This is a genomic window from Pseudoxanthomonas sp. X-1 (assembly GCF_020042665.1).
Taxonomy (GTDB): domain Bacteria; phylum Pseudomonadota; class Gammaproteobacteria; order Xanthomonadales; family Xanthomonadaceae; genus Pseudoxanthomonas_A; species Pseudoxanthomonas_A spadix_A.
The window spans coordinates 3,700,073-3,723,744 of sequence record NZ_CP083376.1 but is presented as its reverse complement, the minus strand read 5'-3'; the positions used below and the strand labels follow the sequence as shown (position 1 = coordinate 3,723,744).

The following is a 23,672-nucleotide window of genomic DNA, read 5'->3' as shown; positions in this document are numbered from 1 at the left end:
ATGTCTCGACAGGTCAACCAGGACCGCCGGACCTTCCTGCGCTCGCTGCAGCTGATGCTGGCCGGCGGTGCCGTTGCCGCGACCCTGCCGCAGTTCGAGCTGGTCGGCCGCGCGCTGGCGCAGAGTTCCACCGCGGTGGGCACCGGCAACTACCGCGCGCTGGTGTGCATCTTCCTGTTCGGCGGCAACGACTCGTTCAACATGCTCATCCCGCATGTGCAGACCGAGTACGACGTCTACCTCAAGAGCCGCGGCGGCGTGTACGACCCGGCCGCCAACAGCCAGGGCCTGGGCATCGCCCGCGACGCGCTGCTCAAGGTCACCGACACCGCGGGCAAGGCCTGGGGCCTGCACCCGGCCTGCGCCGGCATGAAGACCCTGTTCGACAACCGCGAACTGGCGTTCATGGCCAACGTCGGCACGCTGGTGCAGCCGACCACCAAGGCCGAATACACCGCCAAGGCCAAGCGCCTGCCCTACAACCTGTTCTCGCACAACGACCAGCAGGCGCTGTGGATGCGCGGCGAGTCGGAGCTGCGCAGTTCCAACGTCGGCTGGGGCGGTACCCTGGGCGAGCGCATCAAGGGCGCCAACAGCGGCGGCTTCACCGCGCTGCCGCCGACCATCTCGCTGGCCGGCAACAACCTGTTCCAGACCGGCACCTCGATCTCGCCCTATGTGATGTCCACCGGCGGCCCGGCGGCGCTGCGCAACTTCGAGAACGTCAACTCGACCCCCGACCGCATCCGCCGCGAGGCGCTAGCCGCGCTGGTCAAGCACCGCTATACGCCGCTGATGCAGGACCAGTACGCGCTGCAGGGCGAGAGCGCGATGCTGATCGGCAGCACCATGCGCACCGCGCTGGACGCGAACAACGGCGGCGACATCGCCACCGTGTTCCCGACCGGCAACGGACTGGGATCGCAGCTGCGCATGATCGCCCGCTCGATCAAGGCCGCGCGCACCAGCGCGCTGGCGCAGAGCCGGCAGATCTATTTCGCCAGCATGGGCGGCTTCGATACCCACGACGGGCAGATGATCGCCAGCGGCCAGCCGCGCCTGCTGGGGCAGGTCTCCGACGCGCTGTTCGCCTTCCGCAACGCGCTGGCGGAGATCGGCGCGCTCAACGAGGTGGTCACCTTCACCAACAGCGACTTCGCCCGCACGCTCAACAGCAACGGCAACGGCACCGACCATGCCTGGGGCGGCGTGCAGCTGATGATGGGCGGTCCGCAGTCGTCCGGCGGTCCGCTGGCCGGCGGCCGGGTGTTCGGCAGCTATCCGATCCTGGAGTTGAACGGCGACCAGGCGGTCGATCGCGGCCGCATGATCCCGACCACGTCCACCAACCAGTTCGGCGCCACCTTCGCGCAGTGGATGGGCGTGGGGAGCTCGGATCTGGCGGCGATCTTTCCCGGGCTTGGCAACTTCGCCAGCCCGACGCTGGGCTTCCTGGCCTGACCCGGCGCCACGCGCCAGGTGCGGGTCGGTCGGGCCGGGCTTAAGCTCGGGGCTTCCGAAGTCGCAGGAGTCGTCCCGATGATCCGCAACATCGTCCGCATGGGGGCCCCCGTGCTGCTGGCCCGGGCCGAGCCGGTCGAGCACTTCGCCACCGGCGAGCTGCGCGACCTGGTCGATGACATGTTCCAGACCATGGACGAGGCCGGCGGCGTCGGCCTGGCCGCGCCGCAGGTGGCGGTGAGCAAGCGCGTGATCGTGTACGGCTTCGAGCACAACGCGCGCTATCCCGACGCGCCGGCGGTGCCGCGTACGGCGCTGTTCAATCCGGTCATCGAGCCGCTCACCGAGGAGTTGGAAGACGGTTGGGAAGGCTGTCTGTCCATCCCCGGCCTGCGCGCGATGATCCCGCGCCATCGGCGCATCCGCGTCAGTGGCTGGAACGCGGGCGGCCAGCGCGTGGAGCAGGTGGCCGAAGGCTTCCATGCGCGCGTGATCCAGCACGAGGTCGACCACCTGGACGGCATCCTGTATCCGTCGCGGATCAGGGATTTCTCCACGTTCGGGTTCACCGACGTGCTGTTCCCGCAGATCGGCGAGGGCAAGTGAGCCGGCGCACGCCGCGCGCGGCAAGGCGCGGCATTAACGCCGCGCTGCTAGCCCGCGGGCCTGTCCACGGATCTTGCGAAGGTTGGTCATGCACACGACGCCCCGTTCCCTCAAGGTCGCGCTGATGCTGGGCGCGCTGGCTTTGGCTGGCGCTGCGCAGGCGCAGGACTTCAAGCAGCTGCTCAAGCAGCACACCGGCCAGGCCGCGCCGGCCGGCGGCGAGGCGGCCGGTGGGCTGGGGGCGCTCGGCGGGCTGTCGCTGCCGGCGATCGGTGGCAACACCGCCGGCAATGCGGCGGGCGTGCTGCAGTACTGCGTGCAGCGCAAGTACCTCAGCGCCGACGCGGTCAGCGGCGTCAAGGACAAGCTGCTGTCCAGGTACGGCCTGGGCGGGGCGCAGAAGCCCGAGCAGTCGCCGGACTACCAGCGCGGCCTGATGGGTGTGCTCAAGGGCGAGGGTGGGCAGTCGTTCAACCTGGACGCGGTCTCGGGCAAGCTCAAGGACAAGGCCTGCGACTACGTGCTGAACAACGCCACCAAGCTGATCTGAAGGGCACCATGGTTTGAAAGGTGGTGGGAGCCGCCATGGCGGCGATGGGGCTTTGCCGGTAGCGCCCGTCGCCGCCATGGCGGCTCCCACAAAAAGCGAAGGCCGCCTGCGGAGTCTCCGGAGGCGGCCTTTGGTTTTCTGATCGCCAAGCTCGTGCAAACAGCCAGCGCCCCGATCGAGGGCGCTGGCTACGTCCATCACGGCAGGGTGTAAGCCACCAGCGCGTCGCTGATCGGGGTCTCCATGAAGTGGTGGCCGCCGGCCATCTGCACCACGTACTGCTTGCCGTTGACCGTGTAGGTCATCGGCGTGGCCTGGCCGCCGCCGGGCAGCACCGAAGTCCACAGCACCTTGCCGGTCTTCAGGTCGATGGCGCGCAGCAGGTTGTCCGTGGCCGCCGCGACGAACACCAGCCCACCGGCGGTGATCGCCGGGCCACCGTTGTTGGGCGTGCCGATCTGGATCGGCAGGCCGGTGGGCAGGCCGAGCGGGCCGTTGGCGCGCGCGGTGCCCAGCGGCTGCTGCCAGATCACCTTCTGGTCGTGCAGGTTGATCGCGGTGATCATGCCGTAGGGCGGCTCGTTGCACAGCGTCTTCAAGCCCGGAACCATGAAGGCCGACACCGAGATCGCATACGGCGTGTCCTCCATCGCGCCTGGGCCTTCGGCGCCGCCCTTGCCGGGCTTGTAGCGCGGGTCGTCGATCGAGTACAGGTCCTGCGCATCGGCCTGCTTGCGCGGGATGTAGTGCTCGTACATCGGGGTGACGTTCCAGTTGGCCACCAGGATGCCGCGGGCCGGGTCGTAGGCCACGCTGCCCCAGTCGCTGCCGCCGTTGTAGCCGGGGAAGACGATCCACGGCTGCTTGAGCTGCGGCGCGGTGAACTCGCCGGTGTAATGGGCCTGGCGGAACTTGACGCGGCAATACAGCTGGTCGAACGGCGTCATGCCCCACATGGTCGATTCCTTCAGGTCCGGCATGCCCAGGCGCGGCATCCCGGTCGACCACGGCTGCGTGCTGGCGCGGCTCTCGCCGGGCACGGTGGCCTTGGTGTCGGCCGGGCGTTCCTCCACCGGCAGCAGCGGCTTGCCGTTGCGACGATCGACCACGAACAGCTGGCCGCGCTTGGTCGGGATGATCATCGCCGGCACCGGGGTACCGCTGTGGTCGGGGAAGTCCAGCAGCGTGGGCTGCGAGCCGATGTCGTAGTCCCAGGTGTCCTTGTGTACGGTCTGGAACACCCACTTCTGCTCACCGGTGGTCGCATCCAGTGCCACGATCGAGGACGCCACGGCGTTCTCGGCCGGGGTGCGCAGCTGGTCGTAGTAGTCGGCGGCCGAATTGCCGGTGGGGACGTAGATCAGGTTGAGCGTGTTGTCGCCGGCCATCGCGCCCCAGGAGTTGGGCGTGCCGCGGCTGTATTCCTGGCCCGGGCCTGGCTCCTGGTGCCACACCGTCCCGGGATGGTTGACGTCCCAGGCCCACTTGAACGCGCCGGTCTCCGCGTCATAGCCGCGGATCACGCCCGAGGGCGCCCAGCGGCGCTGGTTGTCCAGCACCTGGTGGTTGAGCGAGATGGTGCCGTTGACCACCACCGGCGGCGAGGTCACCGCCAGCTGGCCCGGCACCGACTTGCCCATGCCGGTCAGCAGGTTGACCGTGCCGTCGCTGCCGAACTGCGCGCAGGGCTGGCCGCTGGCGGCGTCCAGTTCGATCAGGCGCATGTCCAGCGTGGCCACGATGATGCGCGCGTGGCAGCTCTGGCCCTCCGGCACCGCGCTGGAGACGAAGTAGGTCACGCCGCGGCAGGCGGCGGTGTAGGGCACGTTCTCGTACTTGACCCCGGAGACGAACTTCCAGATCTCCTTGCCGGTGGCGGGGTCGAGCTTGGAGACGTTGTTGGTCGCCGAGCACACGTACAGCCCGTCGCCGATCATCTGCGGCGTGTTCTGCGCGCCCCACTTGTTGGTCTTGCCCGCTGGCGGCAGATCGCCGGTGTGATAGGTCCAGGCGACCTTGAGCTTGCCCACGTTCTCCGGGGTGATCTGCGCGGCCGGCGAATAGCGGGTGGCGTCGGTGTCGCGGCCGTAGGCGGCCCATTCGCTGTCGGCCTGGGCGGCGCGTGCCTTGGCACTGTCGCCGGCCACCAGCGGCGTCCGCGGCGCGTCATCGCCGTGTTCGACGTACTGGGTGCGGAACACCAGGGCGAAGGCGATCGCCGCGAACACGACGCAGCCCGCCGCCGCCAGATAACCGTGCCTGCGCAGCCGGCCGGCCGACAGGCGCGGCACCATCAGCGCGACGAAGAAGCCCAGCAGGGTGATGTAGCCCATGCGCGGCACCCAGCCCCACAGGCGGGTGGCCGATTCGACCAGCGTCATCACCAGCGCCAGCAGGAATACCACGCCATAGAGCTTGGCGCCCCACAGCCGGCCGGCGAACAGCAGGATGCCGCTGACCAGCATCAGCACGCCGTTGACCAGGTAGTACCAGGTGCCGCCCAGCGACAACAGGTAGGCGCCGGCAACGGCCAGGATCAGGCCGGAGACGGCGACGACGACGGCGACGATCTTCTGCCAGAGGGGGAGCCCGGGGCGGGCCGCGGCAGTATTCATGCATCACTCCAGATCATGGACCAGGCCATGGTTTTTCACTCGCTGACGCCTGCCCCGAGGTGGTTCCGAAGGGGGCCAGGCTGCGTCGTCCACGAGCCGCATCTGCCTTCTCCGTCGCACGCAGCGACGCACGGAATGCAGGACCGCACGTCTTGGCGTGCGGCGGGATTCTAGGAAAGGGCCATGCGAGCGGGCCGTGAATTTTTCGACAGTTGCGACGCGAAGTTCCACTTCAGCGCGTCATGCGCGCAGCCGGAAGCCGCAGCCGGCGAGGGCCGCGGCCACGGTTGAAGTCAAAGTCTGTCGGGTGGGCAAGAAGCCCGATGGGCCGCGCTCGGACGCGTCGCGCCGCGGCTCGCGGCGACGCGCGGACGACACGCCCGCCAGGCCCGCGGCCGCCTGGCGGCCGCGGGCGCGTCGATTACTTCAAGGCCTTGTAGCGCAGGCGCTTGGGGCCGGCGTCGTCGCCGAGGCGGCGCTTCTTGTCTTCCTCGTACTCGCGGTAGTTGCCCTGGAAGAACTCCACGTGCGAGTCGCCCTCGAAGGCGAGGATGTGGGTGGCGATGCGGTCCAGGAACCAGCGATCGTGGCTGATCACGAAGGTGTTGCCCGGGAACTCCAGCAGTGCGTCTTCCAGCGCGCGCAGGGTCTCGATGTCCAGGTCGTTGGACGGTTCGTCGAGCAGCAGCACGTTGCCGCCCTGCAGCAGGGTCTTGGCCATGTGCAGGCGGCCGCGCTCACCGCCGGACAGCGAGCCGACCAGCTTCTGCTGATCCTGGCCCTTGAAGTTGAAGCGGCCGATGTAGGCGCGCGACTGGATCTCCACGCCGTTGATGTTGAGGATGTCCAGGCCGCCGGAGATTTCCTGGAAGACGTTGTGGTTGCCTTCCAGCGCATCGCGGCTCTGGTCCACGTAGGACAGCTGCACGGTCGGGCCGACCACGATCTCGCCCGAGTCCGGCTTGACCTGCCCGGTGATCATCTTGAACAGCGTCGACTTGCCGGCGCCGTTGGGGCCGATGATGCCGACGATGGCGCCCGGCGGCACCAGGAAGCTGAGGTCGTCGATCAGCAGGCGGTCGCCGAACTTCTTGGAGACGTGCTTGAACTCCATCACCATGTTGCCCAGGCGCTCGCCCGGCGGGATGAAGATCTCGTTGGTCTCGTTGCGCTTCTGGTAGTCGACCGACTGCAGCTCCTCCAGCCGCGCCAGGCGCGCCTTGCCCTTGGAGCGGCCGCCCTTGGCGTTCTGCCGCGACCATTCCAGTTCCTTCTGGATCGCCTTCTGGCGGGCCTTTTCCTGGTTCTCTTCCTGCTTCAGGCGCTCTTCCTTCTGCACCAGCCAGTCGGTGTAGTTGCCCTTCCACGGGATGCCGCGGCCGCGGTCCAGTTCGAGGATCCACTCGGCGGCGTTGTCCAGGAAGTAGCGATCGTGGGTGACGGCCACCACGGTGCCGGTGTAGCGCGCCAGGAACTGCTCCAGCCATTCCACCGACTCGGCGTCGAGATGGTTGGTCGGTTCGTCGAGCAGCAGCATGTCCGGCTTCTGCAGCAGCAGGCGGCACAGGGCCACGCGGCGCTTCTCACCGCCGGAGAGCTTGCCGACGACGGCCTCCCACGGCGGCAGGCGCAGCGCGTCGGCGGCGATGTCCAGCTGCTGCTCCAGCGTGGCGGCATCGCCCGCGGCCAGGATCGCCTCCAGGCGCTCCTGTTCCTTGGCCAGCGCGTCGAAATCGGCGCCTTCCTCGGCATAGGCCGCGTACACGGCATCCAGCGCGGCCTGGGCCTGCAGGACCTCGCCCACGCCTTCCTCGACCGCTTGGCGCACGGTGTGCTCCGGATTGAGCTCGGGCTCCTGGGCCAGGTAGCCGACCTTGATGCCGGGCTGCGGCCGCGCCTCGCCCTCGAAATCGGTGTCCACGCCGGCCATGATCTTGAGCACGGTCGACTTGCCGGCGCCGTTGAGGCCCAGCAGGCCGATCTTGGCGCCCGGGAAGAAGCTCAGCGAGATGTCCTTGATGATCTGCCGCTTGGGCGGGACCACCTTGGACACGCGATTCATGGTGTAGATGTACTGCGACATGGGGTCTCCGGCGAGGACGCAGCCGCGCCGACACGCCGGGACTCTGGCGCGCGACACAGGCGTGGAAAGGGATGCACGCAGTATAGCGGCCAGGCCCTGGGCGCGCCTCGCCGACCGAAAATGAACAGGGGGTGTGAGGCGTCGTGAACGGCGGGATTTGTAGCCGTTTCCAGCCAGATTCCGTTCACCGGCCTGGCGCATCATCGCATCGTGCCTTGAAGCACTGGAGACCCCTCATGAAGCGCACGATCCTGACCCTGCTGAGCATTCCCGTCCTGGCCATGTCGCTGGCGGCCGCGCCGGCGATGGCGGGCGACTGGCGCCACGGCCCGCCGGGCCACGGCCCGGGCGCTGGCCCCGGCCCTGGTCCGCGCGGCTGGGCAGATCGCCACGACGAGCGCCGCGATCGTCACGACCGCCGCGATGCCTATCGCGATGGGTATCGCGACGGCCGCTACAGCCGCCCGCCGGTGGTGGTCGAGCGGAACTACTACCGCGGTGGCTACTACCGTCCGGGCCCGCCGCCGCCGCCGGCGTATTACCGCCCGCCGCCGCCCCCGGTCGCGTACTACCGCCCGTACGGCTATGAGCGCGGCTACCGCTATGTGAACTACTACAGCGGCCGGCCGATCGTGGTGACCGACTACGGGTATTACGGCGTGCGCCGCCCGCCGCCGGGCTACCACTGGATCCGCGACGATCGCGGCAATCTGATCATGGTGGCGATCGCCACGGGCATCATCACCGACCTGCTGCTGAACCGCTGAGCCGTCGGCCGCAGGGAAGCAACAAGAGGGCGCGCCCAGGCGGCGCGCCCTTTTTCGTGGGCGCGGCATCCCGGCGATGAGGCATGACCAGCGCTCGCCCAGGCCATGCCCGCGTGGCCTCCGTCCCGCGGGCGCCTGCGCCGCAAGCCCTGGGCGACATGGCCTCGGGGGCCCCGGGGGCTTACAATCCGGGCCCCGCTTCGCCTGCCCGCCTTGCCCCTGGAGACCCGATGTTCCCGCGCGACGTCCGCATCGAAAGCTACGATCCCGAGCTGGCCCAGGCCATCGCCCATGAGGTCCGCCGCCAGGAAGATCACGTCGAACTGATCGCCAGCGAGAACTACACCAGCCCGGCGGTGATGGAGGCGCAGGGCAGCCAGCTGACCAACAAGTACGCCGAAGGCTATCCGGGCAAGCGCTATTACGGCGGCTGCGAATACGTGGACGTCGCCGAGCAGCTGGCCATCGACCGGCTCAAGCAGCTCTTCGGCGCCGACTACGCCAACGTGCAGCCGCACAGCGGTTCGCAGGCCAACCAGGCCGTGTACTTCGCGCTGCTGCAGCCGGGCGACACCATCCTGGGCATGTCGCTGGCCCACGGCGGCCACCTGACCCACGGCGCCAAGGTCAACGCCTCCGGCAAGCTGTTCAATGCCGTGCAGTACGGCGTGGATGAGGCCGGCCTGATCGATTACGACGAGGTCGAGCGCCTGGCCCTGGAACACAAGCCGAAGATGGTCGTGGCCGGTTTCTCGGCCTACTCGCAGGTGGTGGACTGGGCGCGCTTCCGCGCCATCGCCGACAAGGTCGGCGCCTGGTTCTTCGTGGACATGGCGCACGTGGCCGGGCTGGTCGCCGCCGGCGTGTATCCGACCCCGCTGCCGCATGCGCACGTGGTCACCTCGACCACGCACAAGACCCTGCGCGGCCCGCGCGGCGGCATCATCCTGGCCAGCGCCGCCGGCGCGGGCGACAAGCTCGAGGACCTGTCCAAGAAGCTGCAGTCCATCGTGTTCCCCGGCATCCAGGGTGGCCCGCTGATGCATGTGATCGCGGCCAAGGCGGTGGCCTTCAAGGAAGCGCTGGAGCCGGGCTTCAAGGCCTACCAGCAGCAGGTGGTGAAGAACGCCCAGGCGATGGCCGGCACGCTGATCGCGCGCGGCTACAAGATCGTCTCCGGCGGCACCGAGAACCACCTGATGCTGGTGGACATGATCGGCAAGGACGTGTCCGGCAAGGATGCGGAGGCCGCGCTGGGCAAGGCCCACATCACGGTGAACAAGAACTCGGTGCCGGGCGACCCGCGCTCGCCGTTCGTGACCTCGGGCCTGCGCCTGGGCACCCCGGCCATCACCACGCGCGGCTATCAGGAGGCCGATACGGTCGAACTGGCCGGCTGGATCGCCGACGTGCTGGACGCCCCGAACGACGAGGCCGTGATCGCCCGCGTGCGCGAGGCGGTGACGGCGCAGTGCAGGAAGTTCCCGGTGTATGGCTGAGAAGGCGGGATCCGGGATTGGAGATTCGGGATCGGGCGTAAGCTCGTTTCCTGAAGCCGTTGCCTTTCCCAATCCCGAATCCCGAATCCCCAATCCCGGCACCTGATGCACTGCCCCTTCTGCCAGAACAGCGACACCCGCGTGATCGATTCGCGCGTGTCCGAGGATGGGGCGACCATCCGCCGGCGGCGTGAGTGCGAGGCCTGCGGCGAGCGGTTCTCCACGCTGGAAACCATCGAGCTGCGCCTGCCGGCGATCATCAAGTCCGATGGCCGGCGCGATCCGTTCGATGCGCGCAAGCTGCGCCAGAGCTTCGACCGCGCGCTGCACAAGCGCGCGGTCTCCGAGGAACAGGTCGAGGCGGCGGTGCGCGCGGTGATCCAGCAGCTGCGCCGCACCACCGAGCGCGAGCTGCCCTCGCGCCGGGTCGGCGAGTTCGTCATGGCCGAGCTGCGCAAGCTCGACCACGTGGCCTTCGTGCGCTACGCCTCGGTGTACCGCAGCTTCGAGGATGTGGCCGACTTCCGCGAGGAACTGGACCGGCTCGAGCGCGACCTGCCCGGCGAAGGCCAGCTGCCGCTGCTGGGCGGCGAGGTGCTGCCGTTCGGCAAGGCCGGCGACAAGAACAAGAAGCGCTGACCGCCGCGGCCATGCGGATCGCGCCGCTATGCCAGTACCCGCAGCACCTGGATGGGCTGGCGCGTGCGCACGTACACGCCTTCGGCGCACTGCTTCCGGATTGGACTTTCGAACAGGCCCGCGACGAACTGGCCACGCATGTCGCGCCCGAGGCCATTCCCGCCACCTGGCTGGCGCTGGACGGCGCCGACTGGCTCGGTTCGGTCAGCCTGCTGGCCGAGGACGATCCGCGTCTGGCCGCGTACACGCCCTGGCTGGCCTCGCTGTACGTGCGCCCGGCCGCGCGTGCGCGGGGCGTGGGCGCGGCGCTGGTGCGGCACTGCGTGGCCGCCGCCGCCGCGCTGGGCGTCGCGCGTCTGCATCTGTACTGTGAGCCGGCGCGCGTGCCGTACTACGCGCGGCTGGGCTGGACACGCCTCGACCATCTGCCGCTCGGCGCGCTGCAGGTGGTGGTGATGGCCATCGAACCGGGATCGATCCATGTCTGAGTTCTCCGCCACCGACCACGCCCACATGGCCCGCGCCCTGCGCCTGGCCCAGCGCGGCGCGTGGACCACCAAGCCCAATCCCATGGTCGGCTGCGTGATCGCGCACGACGGCGAGGTGGTGGGCGAGGGCTTCCATCAGCGCGCCGGCGAGCCGCATGCCGAGGTGTTCGCGCTGCGCGCCGCCGGGCAGCGCGCGCGCGGGGCCACCGCGTACGTCACCCTGGAGCCCTGCGCCCACCACGGCCGCACGCCGCCCTGCGCCGATGCGCTGATCGCGGCCGGCGTGGCGCGCGTGGTCGCGGCCATGCGCGATCCTTTCGCCCAGGTCGACGGCGCGGGCTTCGGCAGGCTGCAGGCCGCCGGCATCGCGGTGCAGGTCGGTCTGCTCGAAGCCCAGGCGCGCGAGCTCAACCGTGGCTTCCTCTCGCACGTGGTGCGCGGGCGGCCGTGGCTGCGGGTCAAGCTGGGCGCCAGCATCGACGGCCGCACCGCGATGGCCAGCGGCGAGTCCAAGTGGATCACCGGCGCGGCCGCGCGCGCCGACGTGCAGCGCTGGCGCGCGCGGTCCGGCGCGCTGTTGACCGGCGCGCGCACGGTCATCGCCGACGACCCCGCGCTGACCGCGCGGCCGGAGGAAGACCAGCCCTTCTTGGCGCCGCTGCGCGTGGTGCTCGACGCCACGCTGGCCAGCCTGGCGCACACCCGCGTGCAGGAAGGCGATGCGCCCACGCTCTACCTGCACGGCCCGCAGGCCCCGCGCGTGGCCGACCACGGCCACGTGCACTACCAGGGAGTCCCGCTGCACGAAGGCCGCCTGGACCTGCGCGCGGTGCTGACGGTGCTGGCCCAGCACCGGATCAACGAGGTCCAGGTCGAGGCCGGCGCCACCCTGTCCGGTGCGCTGCTGGCCGCCGGCCTGGTCGACGAGCTGCTGCTCTACCAGGCCCCGACCCTGCTCGGCGACGCGGCCCGGCCGCTGCTGCACCTGGGCCTGGCCAGCCTGGCCGAGCAGCATCGCCTGCGCGTGGTCGACCGGCGCCAGGTCGGCGCCGATCTGCGCCTGCTGCTGCGACCGGATACGCCCTGAGCGTCTCAGCGGGCGAAGTCGATCGCCAGCTTGCCGAAGTGACCGCCCGAGGCCAAGGCCTGCAAGGCCTGGCCCGCTTGCTCGAAGCCGTACACCTCGTCGATGACAGGCTCCAGCCCGATGGCCTCGATGGCGGCGACCATGCGCTCGTGGGCCTCCAGCGATGCGACCGAGATGCCCTGGACGCGTAGCCGCTTCAGGATCACGTCGGTCAGCGCCAGCGTGGCCTGGGTGCCGCCCATGAAGCCGATCACCCCGACGAAACCGTGCATGCGCGTGGCCTGGATCGATTGCGCCAGCGTGCTTGCGCCGACCGTTTCGACCACCGCGTCCACGCCGTGGCCGCCGGTCAGTTCGCGCACGCGCGCAGCCCATTGCGGATGCGCGGTGTAGTTGATGCCCGCGTCGGCGCCCAGGCGCGCGGCACGGGCGAGTTTTTCGTCGCTGGAGGAGAGCACGATCACGCGTGCGCCCCTGGCCTTGGCCAGCTGCAGGGCGAACAGCGACACGCCGCCGGTACCCAGTACCAGCACGGTCTGCCCGGCGGTGATGCGCGCCTGTTCCAGCGTCTGCCAGGCGGTGAGCGCGGCGATCGGCAGCGTGGCCGCCTGGACGCTGGACAGCCCGGCGGGGGCGGGCGCCAGCGAATAGGCATCGAAACAGGCCAGCTCGCGCAGGACGCCCGGGCAGGGGCCGCCAAGATCGGCGCCCTCCCATTCCGGACGCATCCCTCCGGCCAGCCAGCGCGACTTGTAGAAGGTCGTCACCCGGTCGCCGGGTTTGAAGCGGGTGACTGCCTGGCCCACCTCGAGCGCCGTCCCCGCGCCATCGGAGATCGGCACGATCGGCAGCTGCACGTTGCGATACAGCTGGCCGGTGACCATCAGCAGGTCGCGGTAGTTGAGCGAAGCGGCTTCGAGCCGGACCAGCACCTCGTGCGGGCCCGGGCGCGGGTCGGGGGCCTGGGCGATCTGCAGCTGGTCCAGGCCGAAGGCGGTGAGCAGGTACTGGCGCATGCGAAGGACTCGATGGTGGAAAGGAGGTCGCACCGTATGCCTGTGCGACCAAGGCGAGAATCCCTGCGCAAGGCATTTATCATGTTCACTCAATGAACGAATCGACCACCCTGGCGCCAGCCCAGCTGCGCGTGCTGCGCAGCTTCGCCGCCGCCGCGCGCACGCTGAATTTCTCCCGCGCCGCGCGCGAGGTCGGTTGCACGCCGTCGGTGCTCAGCCGGCGCATCGCCGCGCTGGAGGACAGCGTCGGGAGCCGGCTGTTCCTGCGCACGACCCGACGCATGGTGTTGACCGAGCACGGCGTGCGGCTGCTGGCGCAGTACCAGCGTCTGGAGGCGGCGCTGGCCGAGATGGCGCTTGCCCTGTACCCGCAGTCGCGGGGCGCCGGCGGCCACCTGCGCCTGCAGGTGCCTGCCAGCTACGGCCGCTATCGTCTGGCGCCCCTGCTGGCCGACTTCATGCGCGCCCATCCCGGGATCACGCTCGACGTCGCCTACGACGACGCCTTCGTCGACCTGGTCGCCGGCAAGGTCGATCTGGCCGTGCGCGTCGGTCGCCTCGACGACGCGCGGCTGGTGTCCCGGCGCGTGGGCACGATGCACCGTTACCTGTGCGCCTCGCCGGACTATCTGGCGAGCGCGCCCGCGCTGCTGGAGCCGTCCGATCTCCGGGTTCACCGATGCATCGCGTTCAATGGTCTGCGCACCGGCACGCTGTGGCAGTTCCACCGCCAGCGCCAACGTCGCTCGGTCCGCATCACGCCGGTCATGACCTGCAACGATGCGCAGGCCGCGCGCGATGCGGCGCTGGCCGGCGTGGGCATCACCCTGCAGGCGGACTACATGTCCGATGCACTGATCGCGCAGGGCCGGCTGGTGCCGGTGCTGACTGACTGGCCGGTGAGCGACTCGCCGGTGCATCTGCTGTGGCTGCCGGGCGCGGACCGCCAGCCGGCGCTGCGCCTGCTAATCGATGCGCTGGTCGCCGCCATGGCCGACTGAGCACCCGGCCTGCGCTGGCGCCGGCCACGCTCGGTGAGCGGCGAGTGCCCGCACAGGTAGTCCAGGGCGCCCGCACGCGGGTCGAGCGGGATCTTCACGGCGCCTGCGTTGTCATCGGCACGCTGCGTGCCGCCGGGGCGGACGGCCACGGCGCTATACTGCGCGCGCCGGTTCGCCGGCATCCTCAAAGAACGTCTTCAGGGCGGGGTGAGATTCCCCACCGGCGGTAGATGCGCCACTGGCGCATGAGCCCGCGAGCGCTGGGGTTGGCGGGTCCCGCTCGAGAGCGCGTCTCTCATCATTGCGGACTGCACGCCTGCCACGGGTCAGCAGATCCGGTCCGATGCCGGAGCCGACGGTTGGCGCAGCCTTGCCGCGCCAGAAAGTCCGGATGAAAGAAGACGACCCGCATCGCGGCCCTTGGGCTGCGCGCGGGTCATGGCCTTGTGGCGTTTTTCGCTTTCGACTTTGCGAGAAACGTTGATCATGAATCAGAGTACTGCGTGCATTCCCGCCCTCCTGTCGCAGGAGGTGCGCTGATGTTCACCGGCATCATCGAAGGCGTCGGCCGCCTGGCCGCGGCCACCCCCATCGGTGGCGATACCCGCTTCAGCTTCGAGGTCGGCACGCTGCCGTTCGACGCGGTGCAGCTGGGCGAGAGCATCGCCGTCAACGGCGTCTGCCTGACCGTGATCGCCTTCGACGCGACCAGCTTCCAGGCCGATGCCTCGACCGAGACGCTGTCGCTGACCACGCTCGGCCAGCTGCCGGTCGGCGCGACGCTGAACCTGGAGCGCGCGATGCGCCCGACCGATCGCCTCGGCGGCCATCTGGTCAGCGGCCATGTCGATGGCCTGGGCCGGGTGCTGTCGGTGCACGAGGACGCACGCGCGCAGCGCTGGCGCTTTGCGGCGCCGGCCGCGCTGCTCAAGTACATCGCCAGGAAGGGCTCGATCTGCGTCGATGGCGTGAGCCTGACCGTCAACGAGGTCGACGCGGAAGGCTTCGAGGTGGCGCTCATCCCGCACACCGTGGCGCATACGCGCTTCGCGCAGACCGGCGTGGGCGATGCGGTGAATCTGGAGATCGACCTGGTCGCGCGCTACGTCGAACGCCTGCTGGGCGAACGCGGAGCCGCGCTGTGAACTTCGCGCCGATCCCCGAGATCCTGGAAGACATCCGCCAGGGCCGCATGGTGGTCATCGTCGACGACGAGGACCGCGAGAACGAAGGCGACCTGATCATGGCCGCCGAGCTGGTCAAGCCCGCGGACATCAACTTCATGGTCACCCACGGCCGCGGCCTGGTGTGCCTGCCGCTGACCCGCGAGCGCGCCGCGCAGCTGGGCCTGGCGCCGATGGTCCAGGCCAACACCGCGCAGTTCCAGACCAACTTCACCGTCAGCATCGAGGCCGCCGAAGGCGTCACCACCGGCATCTCGGCCTACGACCGCGCCCATACCATCCGCACCGCGGTCAAGCCCGATGCCAAGCCGGCGGACCTGCACCAGCCGGGCCACATCTTCCCGCTGATCGCCCAGCCCGGCGGCGTACTCACGCGCGCCGGCCACACCGAGGCCGGCGTGGACCTGGCCATGCTGGCCGGCCTGGAGCCGGCCGGCGTGCTGGTGGAGATCCTCAATGCCGATGGCAGCATGGCGCGCCGCCCGCAGCTGGAGGTGTTCGCGCGCGAGCATGGGCTGAAGATGGGCTCGATCGCCGACCTGATCGCCTACCGCCTGGCGACCGAGCACACCGTCGAGCGCGTGGACGAGCGCGAGATCGACACCGAGTTCGGCCCGTTCCGCCTGGTCACCTACCGCGACCGCATCGCCCGCGAGCTGCACTTCGCCCTGGTCAAGGGCGCGCCGCGGGCCGAGGTGCCGACGCTGGTGCGCGTGCAGGTGGAGAACCCGCTGGCCGACCTGCTGCACTGGCGGCGCGAGGACTTCGGCGTGGCCGCGACCGACGCCCTGCGCGCGATCGCCGCCGAGGGCCAGGGCGTGATGGTGGTGCTGTCGGCCCCGCGCGATTCCGACGCCCTGCTGGCGCGCCTGCTGCAACAGCCCGCGCCGCGCGCGCCGGGCAAGGACAAGGACGTGGGCCAATGGCGGCGCAACGGGGCCGGCGCCCAGATCCTGGCCGATCTGGGGCTGGGCAAGCTGCGCGTGCTGGGCACCCCGCGCCGCCAGGTCGGCCTGGCGGGGTATGGGCTGGAGATCGTGGAGACGGTGGAAGTCCCGCCGCCCGCCCGCGGCTGAAGCCGGCCTGCCCGCGCCTGATAAACTGTGCGACCCTCGATCCGCACGATTCCCATGACCCACTACGAAGGCGACCTGCGCACGGTCGGCGGTGCGCGTTACGCGATCATCGCCAGCCGCTGGAACGCGCGCATCACCGACGCGCTGGTGGCCGGCGCGCGCAAGGAACTGGCCGGTAACGGCGTCGCCGAGGACGCGATCGACGTGATCCGCGTGCCGGGCGCGTGGGAAATCCCGGTGGTGGCCGCGCGTCTGGCGGCCGGCGGTGGGCACGCGGCCATCATGGCCCTGGGCTGCGTGATCCGCGGCGACACCCGCCATTACGAACACGTCGCCGACGGCTGCGCCGAGGGGCTGATGCGCGTGCAGCTGGACTACCGCCTGCCGGTGCTCAACGGCGTGCTGGCGGTCGAGGTGGCCGAGGACGCCGAGGCGCGTGCCGGCGGCAGCCACGGCAACAAGGGCGAGGAAGTGGCCCTGGCCGCGGTGGAAATGGTCAATCTGCTGGAGAAGCTGGCATGAGCCGTCCCGGTCCGCGTCGCGGCGATGGGGTCGATCCGGTGCTGCGCGCGCGTGCGCGCCGGCGTGCGCTGCAGGCGATCTACGCCTGGCAGCTGGCCGGCGGCACCACGCAGGCGGTGATCGCCCAGTTCGCCCACGAACAGGCCCACGAAGTGGCCGACCTGGAGTACTTCGAGGACCTGGTGCGCGGCGTCATGGCCCACCACGCCGAACTCGACCAGGCCCTGCTGCCGCACCTGGACCGCAACGTGGCCGAGGTCGACCAGATCGAGCGCGCGGTGCTGCGCATCGCCGCCTACGAGCTGCGCCACCGCATCGACGTGCCGTACCGGGTGGTGATCAACGAGGCCATCGAGACCGCCAAGCGCTTCGGTTCCGAACACGGCCACACCTACGTCAACGGGGTGCTGGACCGCGCCGCGCTCGAGTGGCGCCCGGCCGAGGCCAAGCATCCGCGCGCGAGCAAGTAAGCCGGGCCCGTTCCATGGCATTCAACGTGTTCGTGGAGGCCAGGGAAACGGTCAACGTCGGTGGCGGCGTCTTCCTGTCCGATGCGGCGGTGGAGCAGCCCTTCTCGGTCGTGTTCGAGGACGATGGCGAAACCGGGTATCTCTACGCGCACCGCTGGAACACCGCGCTGGCGTTGTGGGAGATCGTCGATGCGCTGCATGTCTACAACGTCGAGGACGTGGTGGATCGCCACGTCCCTGTGGAAGTGAAGATCGGCTGGTCGCGCGACGACGCCAAGGCGGTGCTGTTCATCAACGACCAAGCGCAGGCCGCATTCGATTTCCGGGGCAAGCGCGGCTATTGCCGCAGTGAATTCCCGGCACCTGCGCGCGCGTCCGGGTGGACGCGTCCGGCCTGGAGCGACGAGGTCGAGGGGTTGTTCGCTTGACCGCTCCGCCGGCCGGATCCGAGTTCGGCCTGATCGCGCGCATCCATGCGCGCGCCGGCACGCGCGGCGACGTGGTGCTGGGGATCGGCGACGATGCTGCGCTGCTGGCGATGCCGCCGGGCACGGAGCTGGTGGTCACGGCCGACACGCTCAATGCCGGCGTGCATTTTTTCCCCGACGTGGCGCCCGCCGACCTGGGCTGGAAGGCACTGGCGGTGAATCTCTCCGATCTCGCCGCGATGGGCGCCAGACCCGCGTGGTGCACGCTGTCGCTGTCCTTGCCGCAGGCCGATCCGGCCTGGATCGAGGGCTTCCTCGATGGCTTCTGCGACCTGGCCGCGCGCCACGGCATCGCCCTGGTCGGCGGCGACACCACGCGCGGGCCGCTGTCGGTGTCGATCACGGCGATGGGCCAGGTCGAGGCCGGCCATGCGCTGCGCCGCGACGGCGCGCGGGTGGGTGACGAGATCTGGGTGACCGGCACCCCGGGCGATGCGGCGGCGGCACTGCAGGCGCTGCTCTCCGGCGCCGCCGTCGACCGCGCCCTGCGCGCGCGCCTGGACCGGCCCACGCCGCGGGTGGAAGCCGGGCGCGGCCTGCTGGGCGTGGCCAGCGCCTGCGTCGATATCTCCGACGGGCTGCTGGCCGACCTGGGCCATCTGTGCCGGCGCAGCGGCGTTGGCGCGCAGGTGCAGCTGGAACAGCTGCCCGTCTCGCGCGCCCTGGCGGGCTTCCGCCCGCAGCTGCGCTGGGCCTGGCAGGCCGGCGGCGGCGACGATTACGAGCTGTGCTTCACCGCCGCGCCGCAGCGCGCCGATGAGGTGCAGGCCGCCCTGGATTTTGCCGGCGTGCCCGGCGCGCGCATCGGCCGCATCGTCTCGGGGCAGGGCGTGCAGGCCCTCGACGCCGCCGGCGCGCCCTGGCAGGCGCCGCGCGTGGGCTACGACCACTTCGGCTGAAGTCCGCGGGACGCACGCTTCTTGCTCGGTGGGAGCCGCCATGGCGGCGATGAGGCTCTTCCGGTAACGCCCTATCGCCGCCATGGCGGCGGCTCCCACCGAGCCAGCGCTCCAGCTGGCTTCCCCCTGCCAGCTCTCACCGTGCTGGCTCTCACCTTGCCGGCTCCTGCACCGGCCCGCCGCGTGCTGCGTTGCAGCTTGGCGGCCTCCATACGCGCAAGTACGGTGTCGAGGCCGCTCCAGCGGGGTGGCGTTCACACACCACGGCCGGCCCGTGCTCGCGCGGCCCGGCCCTTGCCTGGGAGGGCGTTGCATGCACAGGTTCGCGCGGCGGTATGGGGTGTTGGTGGTCGTGCTGGTACTGGGTCTTTGCTCGACCACCGCGTGGGCGGGCGGCTTCAACAAGACCTATGAGCGCATCGCCAGTTTCGATGGCACCGAGCTGGGCGCCATGGTGCTGGTGCCGACCGGGCAGGGCAGTGGGCCGTTCCCGCTGGTGGTGATGCCGGCGAGCTGGTCGCTGCCGAACCTGGAATACGTCGGCCGCGCCACGCAGATGGCGAGCCAGGGCTATGTGGTGGTGAGCTACACCTCGCGCGGCTTCTGGGACTCGACCGGGCAGATCGACGTGGCCGGGCCGGCCACGGTGGAGGACGTGAGTTCGGTGATCGACTGGGCGCTGGCGCATACCCCGGCCGACCCGGCGCGTATCGGCGCCTCGGGCATCTCCTACGGCGCCGGCACCAGCCTGCTGGCCGCCGCGCGCGACCCGCGCATCAAGGCGGTGGCCGCGCTCAGCGGCTGGGCGGATCTGGAGGCCTCGCTCTACGCCAACCGGACCGTCAGCCAGCAGGCGGTGCTGATGCTGGCCGCCACCGGCAACCTGACCGGCCGCCCCGGCTCGGACCTGCAGACGATCTCCGCGAAGGTGGCCGTGGGCGACTTCGATGGTGCGGTGAACGGCTTCCTGCCTCAGGCGGCCAGCCGCGGCGCGGTGCATGAGGTGGCGCAGATCAACCGCAACGGCACGGCGGTGCTGCTGGCCAATGCGTTCAACGATGGCCTGTTCCCGCCCAGTCAGTACGTGGCCTTCTACAACCAGCTCACCGGGCCGCGGCGCCTGGTCTTCAGCCAGGGCGACCACGCCACGGCCGAACTGCCGGGCGCGCTGGGTCTGCCCAACGCGGTCTACGACGAGGCGGTCGCCTGGTTCGACCATTTTCTCAAGGGCCAGGCCAACGGCGTGGACGGGCGCGGCTCGGTGCGACTGACCAGCATCGGCGGGCGCACGCTGGACTACGCCAGCTGGGCGCAGGTGCAGACCGACCCGGTGGTCTATGGGCTGGGACGGCCCACGGGCCTGCTGCGGCCGACCGGCACCCTGTCCAGCGGCGATGCGACCGGCTGGAGCGCCTCCATCCTGACCGGCATCCCGACCCTGGCCGATTCGGGCGTGGTGCTGCTCAGCGGCCTGCTGCAGGCGTTCGGGCAGTCGGCGCAGACCTCGATCCCGCTGGTCAGCCGCGTCGGCGGCGCGGTGTGGTCCGGGCCGGTGCTGGACCGCAGCCGCGTGCTGGCCGGGGCGCCGAGCCTGCGCGTGACGGTCACGCCCAGCCAGTCGCATGTGACCCTGGTGGCCTACCTCTACCGCATGGACGCCCTGGGCACCGGCACGCTGCTCAGCTACAAGCCCTACAGCCTGCGCGACGCGGTGCCGGGCCAGGCGCGTACGCTGGAGATCGGCCTGGAAGCGGCGGCCGCCGAGATTCCGGCGGGCAGCCGCCTGGTGCTGGTCGTGGACACGCTCGACCCGCGCTACACCGATGCCACCGATGTCGGCGGCAGCGTGGCGTTCGGTTCGCCGGCTTCGGCGCCGTCGCGCCTGAGCGTGCCGCTGCGCTGAGGTGGCCTGCCCGGGGTCGACGGCAGGCCTTAGGCTTCGTCGGCGCGGAAGGCGTCGCGCAGCCAGGTGAGCTGGGGGTTGGCGGGATCGCCGTGCGCTTCGACCACGTCGAAGCGGCACGGCAGGCTGGCCCAGCGCGGATGCTGGGCCAGATACAGCTGGGCGGCGTGGACCAGCTTGCGGCGCTTGGCCGAATCGACAGACGCCGCGCCGCCGCCGAACGCGCTCGCGCCGCGGTAGCGCACCTCCACGAATACCAGGCAGGCGCCGCCGCGCGCGGCCGCGTCGTGCATCACCAGATCCAGTTCGCCGCCGCGGAATCGGACATTGGCGGCGACCAGGCGCAGGCCGTCGCGCTCCAGCAGCGCGCGGGCCGCGGCTTCGGCCGTCGCACCGCGTGCCTGGCGCTCGGCCATCGCCGCGCTCAGCCGCCGGCGATCGGCACCGGTACGCCGCCGCGGAAGGTCGCCCAGGACGGTGCGCGCAGCACGGTGCCGAAGCCGTCCAGGGTCAGCGTGCCGGTCGCCCCGCGCACGTCGGCGTTGGCGTTGCCGACCAGGCGCGGCAGGTAGGCCGACAGCTGCCAGGCGTCGTAGCCGAAGGCGAACAGCCGCGCCGCGCCGCCGCGGGCGGTCGGCAGCGTGGCCGCCACGGTCGTAGCCGAGGGCAGGCCGGTGACGCCGTTGGCCGACCAGGTCTCGGTCGGATAGATCACCCCATCCAGCACGTTGTCCTCCTCCGGCTTGCCGGTGCCCTGCACCAGCAGCGAGGTGCCCACGCGGGTCTTGCCGCCCAGCCCGGCCAGCGCCAGCTGCGGGGTCAGCGCGCGCGCGGTCGAGCCGCGCACGGCCAGGAAGATCGCATCGATGTTCTTGCCCGCGGCCGTGGCCAGCGGCGCGGACAGGTCGGCGGGCGCATCGCCCACGGTCAGCACGTCGGCGACCACGCCGCCCCCCTCGCTGAAGCGCTTGCCGAAGGCGTCCGCCGCGCGCCGGCTGCTCTCGTCGCTGCCGCCGACGATCAGCACGCGCTTGCGTTCAAGCTTGAGCAGGTAATCGGCCACGCTCACGCCTTCGGCCTCCGGCGCCAGCGAGAAGCTGGCCGCGCCCTGCGGCGGTTCCAGTTCGCCGCGGTTGAGCGCCAGCACCGGCACTTTCAGGTTGCCCTGGCGGAACAGCGCGTCGACCTGCTCGCGCCCCAGCGGGCCGACCACCAGCTCGGCGCCGTCGGCCACCGCGCGCGCGTAGGCATTGGTGGCATCCACCGGGCTGCTGGCGGTGTCGTAGAAGCGGATCTCGGGACGACGGCGATGCTCGCCGTAGTACCCGGCCAGCAGGCCATCGCGCACCGGCGCGGCCGCGGCGCTCAGCGGGCCGGACAGCGGCAGCAGCACGGCCAGTTTCTGCGGCGGGCGGTAGCCGTCGCGGTCCGCCGGCGGGCGGCCGTTGGCGTCGAAGTTCCATTGGCTGCCATGGTCGAACGGGCGCGGCAGCGGCAGCTTGCGCTCCAGCAGCGCGTTGCCGGCCAGCGGGTAGAGCGGGTCGCCCGGGGGCAGCGCGGTGGCTTCGCGGGTCAGCGTGACGTTGTCCAGCTCGGCCAGCAGCGCCTGGATGCGCCGGGTGTTCTCGCTCAGCGCCTGGCCGCTCAGGCCGGGGCGCTGGGCGGCCAGCTGCTGGGCCTGGACGAAGGCCGCATTCTGCTCCGCGCGCGTGGCGGTGCCCGCGCTCGGGGCCACCTGCGTGGTGGCGCAGCCGACCAGGAGCAGGCCGAGCAGGGCCGGGGCGAACAGCAGGGCGGTGCGCGTATGCATGGGCAGTGCGGGGCCGGGTCTGGAGGAACGGGCTAGGATTCTACCCTTTGCCAGATGAGTGCCTGTCCATGGCCCAGCCCACCCTCCATGTCGTCGCCACGCCGATCGGCAACCTCGCCGATCTCACGCCGCGCGCGCTGGAGACCCTGCGCACGGTCGACGCCATCTGTGCCGAGGACACCCGCCGCACCGGCCAGCTGCTGGCGCATTTCGGCGTGTCCACGCCGCTGCTGGCCCTGCACGAACACAACGAGGAGGCGATGGCCGCGCGCATCGTCGCGCGTCTGCTGGAAGGGCAGTCGCTGGCGCTGGTCTCCGATGCGGGCACGCCGCTGGTGTCCGATCCCGGCTATCGGCTGGTGCGCGCCGCGCGCGCGGCCGGCGTGCGGGTCAGCCCGGTGCCGGGCGCCTGCGCGGCGATCGCCGCGCTGAGCGTGGCCGGCCTGCCGAGCGACCGCTTCGTCTTCGAAGGCTTCCTGCCGGCCAAGGCCAGCGCCCGGCGCGACGCGCTGCGCGCGCTGGCCGGCGAGCCGCGCACGCTGGTGTTCTACGAATCCTCGCACCGCATCGCCGAGTCGCTGGCCGACCTGGCCGAGGCCTTCGGCGCGGCGCGTCCCGCCGCCCTGGCGCGCGAGCTGACCAAGCTGTTCGAGACCGTGCTCGACGGCAGCCTCGGCACGCTGCTGGCGCAGGTGCAGGCCGACGACAACCAGCGCAAGGGCGAGTTCGTGGTGATGGTGCAGGGCGCCGGCGACGATGCCGACGCCCAGCTCGCCGAAGGCCACCGCGTGCACGCCCTGCTCAAGGCCCACCTGCCGCCCTCGACCGCCGCCAAGCTCGCCGCCGAGATCACCGGCGCGCCGCGCAAGGCGTTGTACGGGGCTTGAGGCGAGGAACGGGCGCGGCGGAACGGGAGGCGCGGAAGGCGTAGAGGCTGTTCGCGCCGACGGATTCTTGGTTTTTTCCCTTGGCTCCTGCCGGCATGCGACAATCCGCGACGGCGGAGCCGGCCGGACAGTCGCGTCGTCCGCTCCATTTCGATGGAAGCGGGCGCCGAGGAAAGTCCGGGCTCCACAGGGCACGGTGCCAGGTAACGCCTGGGCGGCGCGAGCCGACGGCCAGTGCAACAGAAAGCAAACCGCCGATGGCCCGCAAGGGATCAGGTAAGGGTGAAATGGTGCGGTAAGAGCGCACCGCGAGTCCGGCAACGGACCGGCACGGTAAACCCCACCGGGAGCAAGACCGAATAGGGACCTCATGACGCGGCCCGCGTCGGGTCCGGGTAGGTTGCTTGAGCGTATCGGTGACGATGCGCCTAGAGGAATGACTGTCCACGACAGAACCCGGCTTACAGGCCGGCTCCGCCACCTGGCTTCATCGCGCGATACGCGATGAAGCCCCCACGTTTCGCGATGCGAAACGCGGGCCCCAGGCCATCGTGCCAAATCCCCGCGGCTTCGCCGCGCCCCCTTTACCAAAGGGGGCTCTGCTTCGACGGCTTTCACTGG

Annotated in this window: 21 protein-coding genes, 1 other RNA gene, 1 pseudogene and 1 riboswitch; of the genes and pseudogenes, 18 read left to right on the top strand and 5 right to left on the bottom strand. The window is 70.7% G+C overall.

Features of this window, described 5'->3' with window-relative positions; translation table 11 throughout:
• The 3 genes from LAJ50_RS16790 (at position 1) to LAJ50_RS16780 (ending at position 2,617) form a co-directional block, all read left to right on the top strand.
• Positions 1-1,461 (top strand): DUF1501 domain-containing protein, encoded by a 1,461-nt coding sequence (locus LAJ50_RS16790; protein ID WP_130550224.1) that lies wholly within the window; start codon positions 1-3, stop codon positions 1,459-1,461.
• A 78-nt stretch (positions 1,462-1,539) separates the two neighbouring features.
• Entirely contained in the window at positions 1,540-2,067 is a 528-nt protein-coding gene (gene def, locus LAJ50_RS16785) for a peptide deformylase (RefSeq protein ID WP_130550223.1), read from the top strand.
• 88 nt (positions 2,068-2,155) lie between these two features.
• Complete coding sequence (locus tag LAJ50_RS16780) at positions 2,156-2,617, top strand: DUF2501 domain-containing protein (RefSeq protein ID WP_130550222.1); 462 nt, start codon at positions 2,156-2,158, stop codon at positions 2,615-2,617.
• Positions 2,618-2,814: 197 nt separating this feature from the next.
• On the opposite strand, the gene LAJ50_RS16775 is transcribed toward LAJ50_RS16780, so the two are convergent.
• Positions 2,815-5,232: a membrane-bound PQQ-dependent dehydrogenase, glucose/quinate/shikimate family gene (locus LAJ50_RS16775; protein ID WP_130550221.1), complete on the bottom strand. Its 2,418-nt coding sequence runs from the start codon at positions 5,230-5,232 to the stop codon at positions 2,815-2,817.
• 421 nt (positions 5,233-5,653) lie between these two features.
• A complete protein-coding gene (gene ettA / locus LAJ50_RS16770) occupies positions 5,654-7,315 on the bottom strand; it encodes an energy-dependent translational throttle protein EttA (RefSeq protein ID WP_130550220.1) in 1,662 nt (553 codons plus the stop codon).
• A gap of 236 nt (positions 7,316-7,551) precedes the next feature.
• On the opposite strand from ettA, the gene LAJ50_RS16765 reads away from it, so the two are divergent.
• The 5 genes from LAJ50_RS16765 to ribD all read left to right on the top strand — a co-directional run bounded on the left by LAJ50_RS16765 (position 7,552) and on the right by ribD (position 11,795).
• Positions 7,552-8,082: an RcnB family protein gene (locus LAJ50_RS16765; RefSeq protein WP_138655236.1), complete on the top strand. Its 531-nt coding sequence runs from the start codon at positions 7,552-7,554 to the stop codon at positions 8,080-8,082.
• Positions 8,083-8,312: 230 nt separating this feature from the next.
• Positions 8,313-9,581 carry a serine hydroxymethyltransferase gene (gene glyA, locus LAJ50_RS16760; RefSeq protein ID WP_138655238.1) on the top strand — a complete coding sequence of 423 codons (1,269 nt, stop codon included), beginning with the start codon at positions 8,313-8,315 and terminating at the stop codon, positions 9,579-9,581.
• 105 nt (positions 9,582-9,686) lie between these two features.
• Positions 9,687-10,220: a transcriptional regulator NrdR gene (gene nrdR, locus LAJ50_RS16755; RefSeq protein ID WP_130515424.1), complete on the top strand. Its 534-nt coding sequence runs from the start codon at positions 9,687-9,689 to the stop codon at positions 10,218-10,220.
• A gap of 11 nt (positions 10,221-10,231) precedes the next feature.
• On the top strand, positions 10,232-10,708 hold the full coding sequence (locus tag LAJ50_RS16750; RefSeq protein ID WP_138655240.1) for a GNAT family N-acetyltransferase: 477 nt from the start codon (positions 10,232-10,234) through the stop codon (positions 10,706-10,708).
• A complete protein-coding gene (ribD, locus tag LAJ50_RS16745) occupies positions 10,701-11,795 on the top strand; it encodes a bifunctional diaminohydroxyphosphoribosylaminopyrimidine deaminase/5-amino-6-(5-phosphoribosylamino)uracil reductase RibD (protein WP_224096353.1) in 1,095 nt (364 codons plus the stop codon). The genes LAJ50_RS16750 and ribD overlap by 8 nt, the downstream gene beginning before the upstream one ends.
• A 5-nt stretch (positions 11,796-11,800) precedes the next feature.
• Here the strand turns inward: ribD and LAJ50_RS16740 are convergent, their stop codons facing one another.
• Positions 11,801-12,811, bottom strand: a complete 1,011-nt coding sequence (locus LAJ50_RS16740) for an NAD(P)-dependent alcohol dehydrogenase (protein WP_138653504.1) — start codon at positions 12,809-12,811, stop codon at positions 11,801-11,803.
• 92 nt (positions 12,812-12,903) lie between these two features.
• Here LAJ50_RS16740 and LAJ50_RS16735 point away from each other — a divergent pair, with 92 nt between their 5' ends.
• The 8 genes from LAJ50_RS16735 to LAJ50_RS16700 all read left to right on the top strand — a co-directional run bounded on the left by LAJ50_RS16735 (position 12,904) and on the right by LAJ50_RS16700 (position 20,354).
• Positions 12,904-13,812, top strand: coding sequence for a LysR family transcriptional regulator (locus LAJ50_RS16735; protein WP_138653502.1), 909 nt, complete (start codon positions 12,904-12,906; stop codon positions 13,810-13,812).
• A gap of 189 nt (positions 13,813-14,001) precedes the next feature.
• A riboswitch (FMN riboswitch) is annotated at positions 14,002-14,219 on the top strand.
• A 132-nt stretch (positions 14,220-14,351) separates the two neighbouring features.
• Positions 14,352-14,957, top strand: coding sequence for a riboflavin synthase (locus LAJ50_RS16730; RefSeq protein WP_138653500.1), 606 nt, complete (start codon positions 14,352-14,354; stop codon positions 14,955-14,957).
• Positions 14,954-16,072: a 3,4-dihydroxy-2-butanone-4-phosphate synthase gene (gene ribB, locus LAJ50_RS16725; protein WP_138653498.1), complete on the top strand. Its 1,119-nt coding sequence runs from the start codon at positions 14,954-14,956 to the stop codon at positions 16,070-16,072. The genes LAJ50_RS16730 and ribB overlap by 4 nt, the downstream gene beginning before the upstream one ends.
• 54 nt (positions 16,073-16,126) lie before the next feature.
• The gene (gene ribH / locus LAJ50_RS16720; RefSeq protein WP_130515439.1) at positions 16,127-16,594 is read left to right on the top strand and encodes a 6,7-dimethyl-8-ribityllumazine synthase; all 468 of its coding nucleotides are present in this window, start codon (positions 16,127-16,129) and stop codon (positions 16,592-16,594) included.
• A complete protein-coding gene (nusB, locus tag LAJ50_RS16715) occupies positions 16,591-17,064 on the top strand; it encodes a transcription antitermination factor NusB (RefSeq protein ID WP_130530729.1) in 474 nt (157 codons plus the stop codon). Before ribH ends, nusB begins: the two co-directional genes overlap by 4 nt.
• A gap of 14 nt (positions 17,065-17,078) precedes the next feature.
• Positions 17,079-17,492: a DUF2251 domain-containing protein gene (locus tag LAJ50_RS16710; protein ID WP_138653496.1), complete on the top strand. Its 414-nt coding sequence runs from the start codon at positions 17,079-17,081 to the stop codon at positions 17,490-17,492.
• Complete coding sequence (gene thiL, locus LAJ50_RS16705; protein ID WP_138653494.1) at positions 17,489-18,451, top strand: thiamine-phosphate kinase; 963 nt, start codon at positions 17,489-17,491, stop codon at positions 18,449-18,451. Before LAJ50_RS16710 ends, thiL begins: the two co-directional genes overlap by 4 nt.
• Before the next feature lie 313 nt (positions 18,452-18,764).
• Positions 18,765-20,354 carry a CocE/NonD family hydrolase gene (locus tag LAJ50_RS16700; protein ID WP_130550211.1) on the top strand — a complete coding sequence of 530 codons (1,590 nt, stop codon included), beginning with the start codon at positions 18,765-18,767 and terminating at the stop codon, positions 20,352-20,354.
• A 29-nt stretch (positions 20,355-20,383) separates the two neighbouring features.
• Here LAJ50_RS16700 and LAJ50_RS16695 read toward each other — a convergent pair whose 3' ends face one another.
• Positions 20,384-20,770 (bottom strand): YraN family protein, encoded by a 387-nt coding sequence (locus LAJ50_RS16695; protein ID WP_130550210.1) that lies wholly within the window; start codon positions 20,768-20,770, stop codon positions 20,384-20,386.
• 8 nt (positions 20,771-20,778) lie between these two features.
• Positions 20,779-22,002, bottom strand: a pseudogene (locus LAJ50_RS16690) (penicillin-binding protein activator); the annotation flags it as partial.
• A 230-nt stretch (positions 22,003-22,232) separates the two neighbouring features.
• Here LAJ50_RS16690 and rsmI point away from each other — a divergent pair.
• Together rsmI and rnpB are read left to right on the top strand one after the other, a co-directional pair.
• Positions 22,233-23,051: a 16S rRNA (cytidine(1402)-2'-O)-methyltransferase gene (gene rsmI / locus LAJ50_RS16685; protein WP_138653490.1), complete on the top strand. Its 819-nt coding sequence runs from the start codon at positions 22,233-22,235 to the stop codon at positions 23,049-23,051.
• Between the two features lie 115 nt (positions 23,052-23,166).
• Positions 23,167-23,531: RNase P RNA component class A (gene rnpB, locus LAJ50_RS16680), an RNA gene on the top strand.
• The last annotated feature ends 141 nt before the right edge of the window (positions 23,532-23,672 follow it).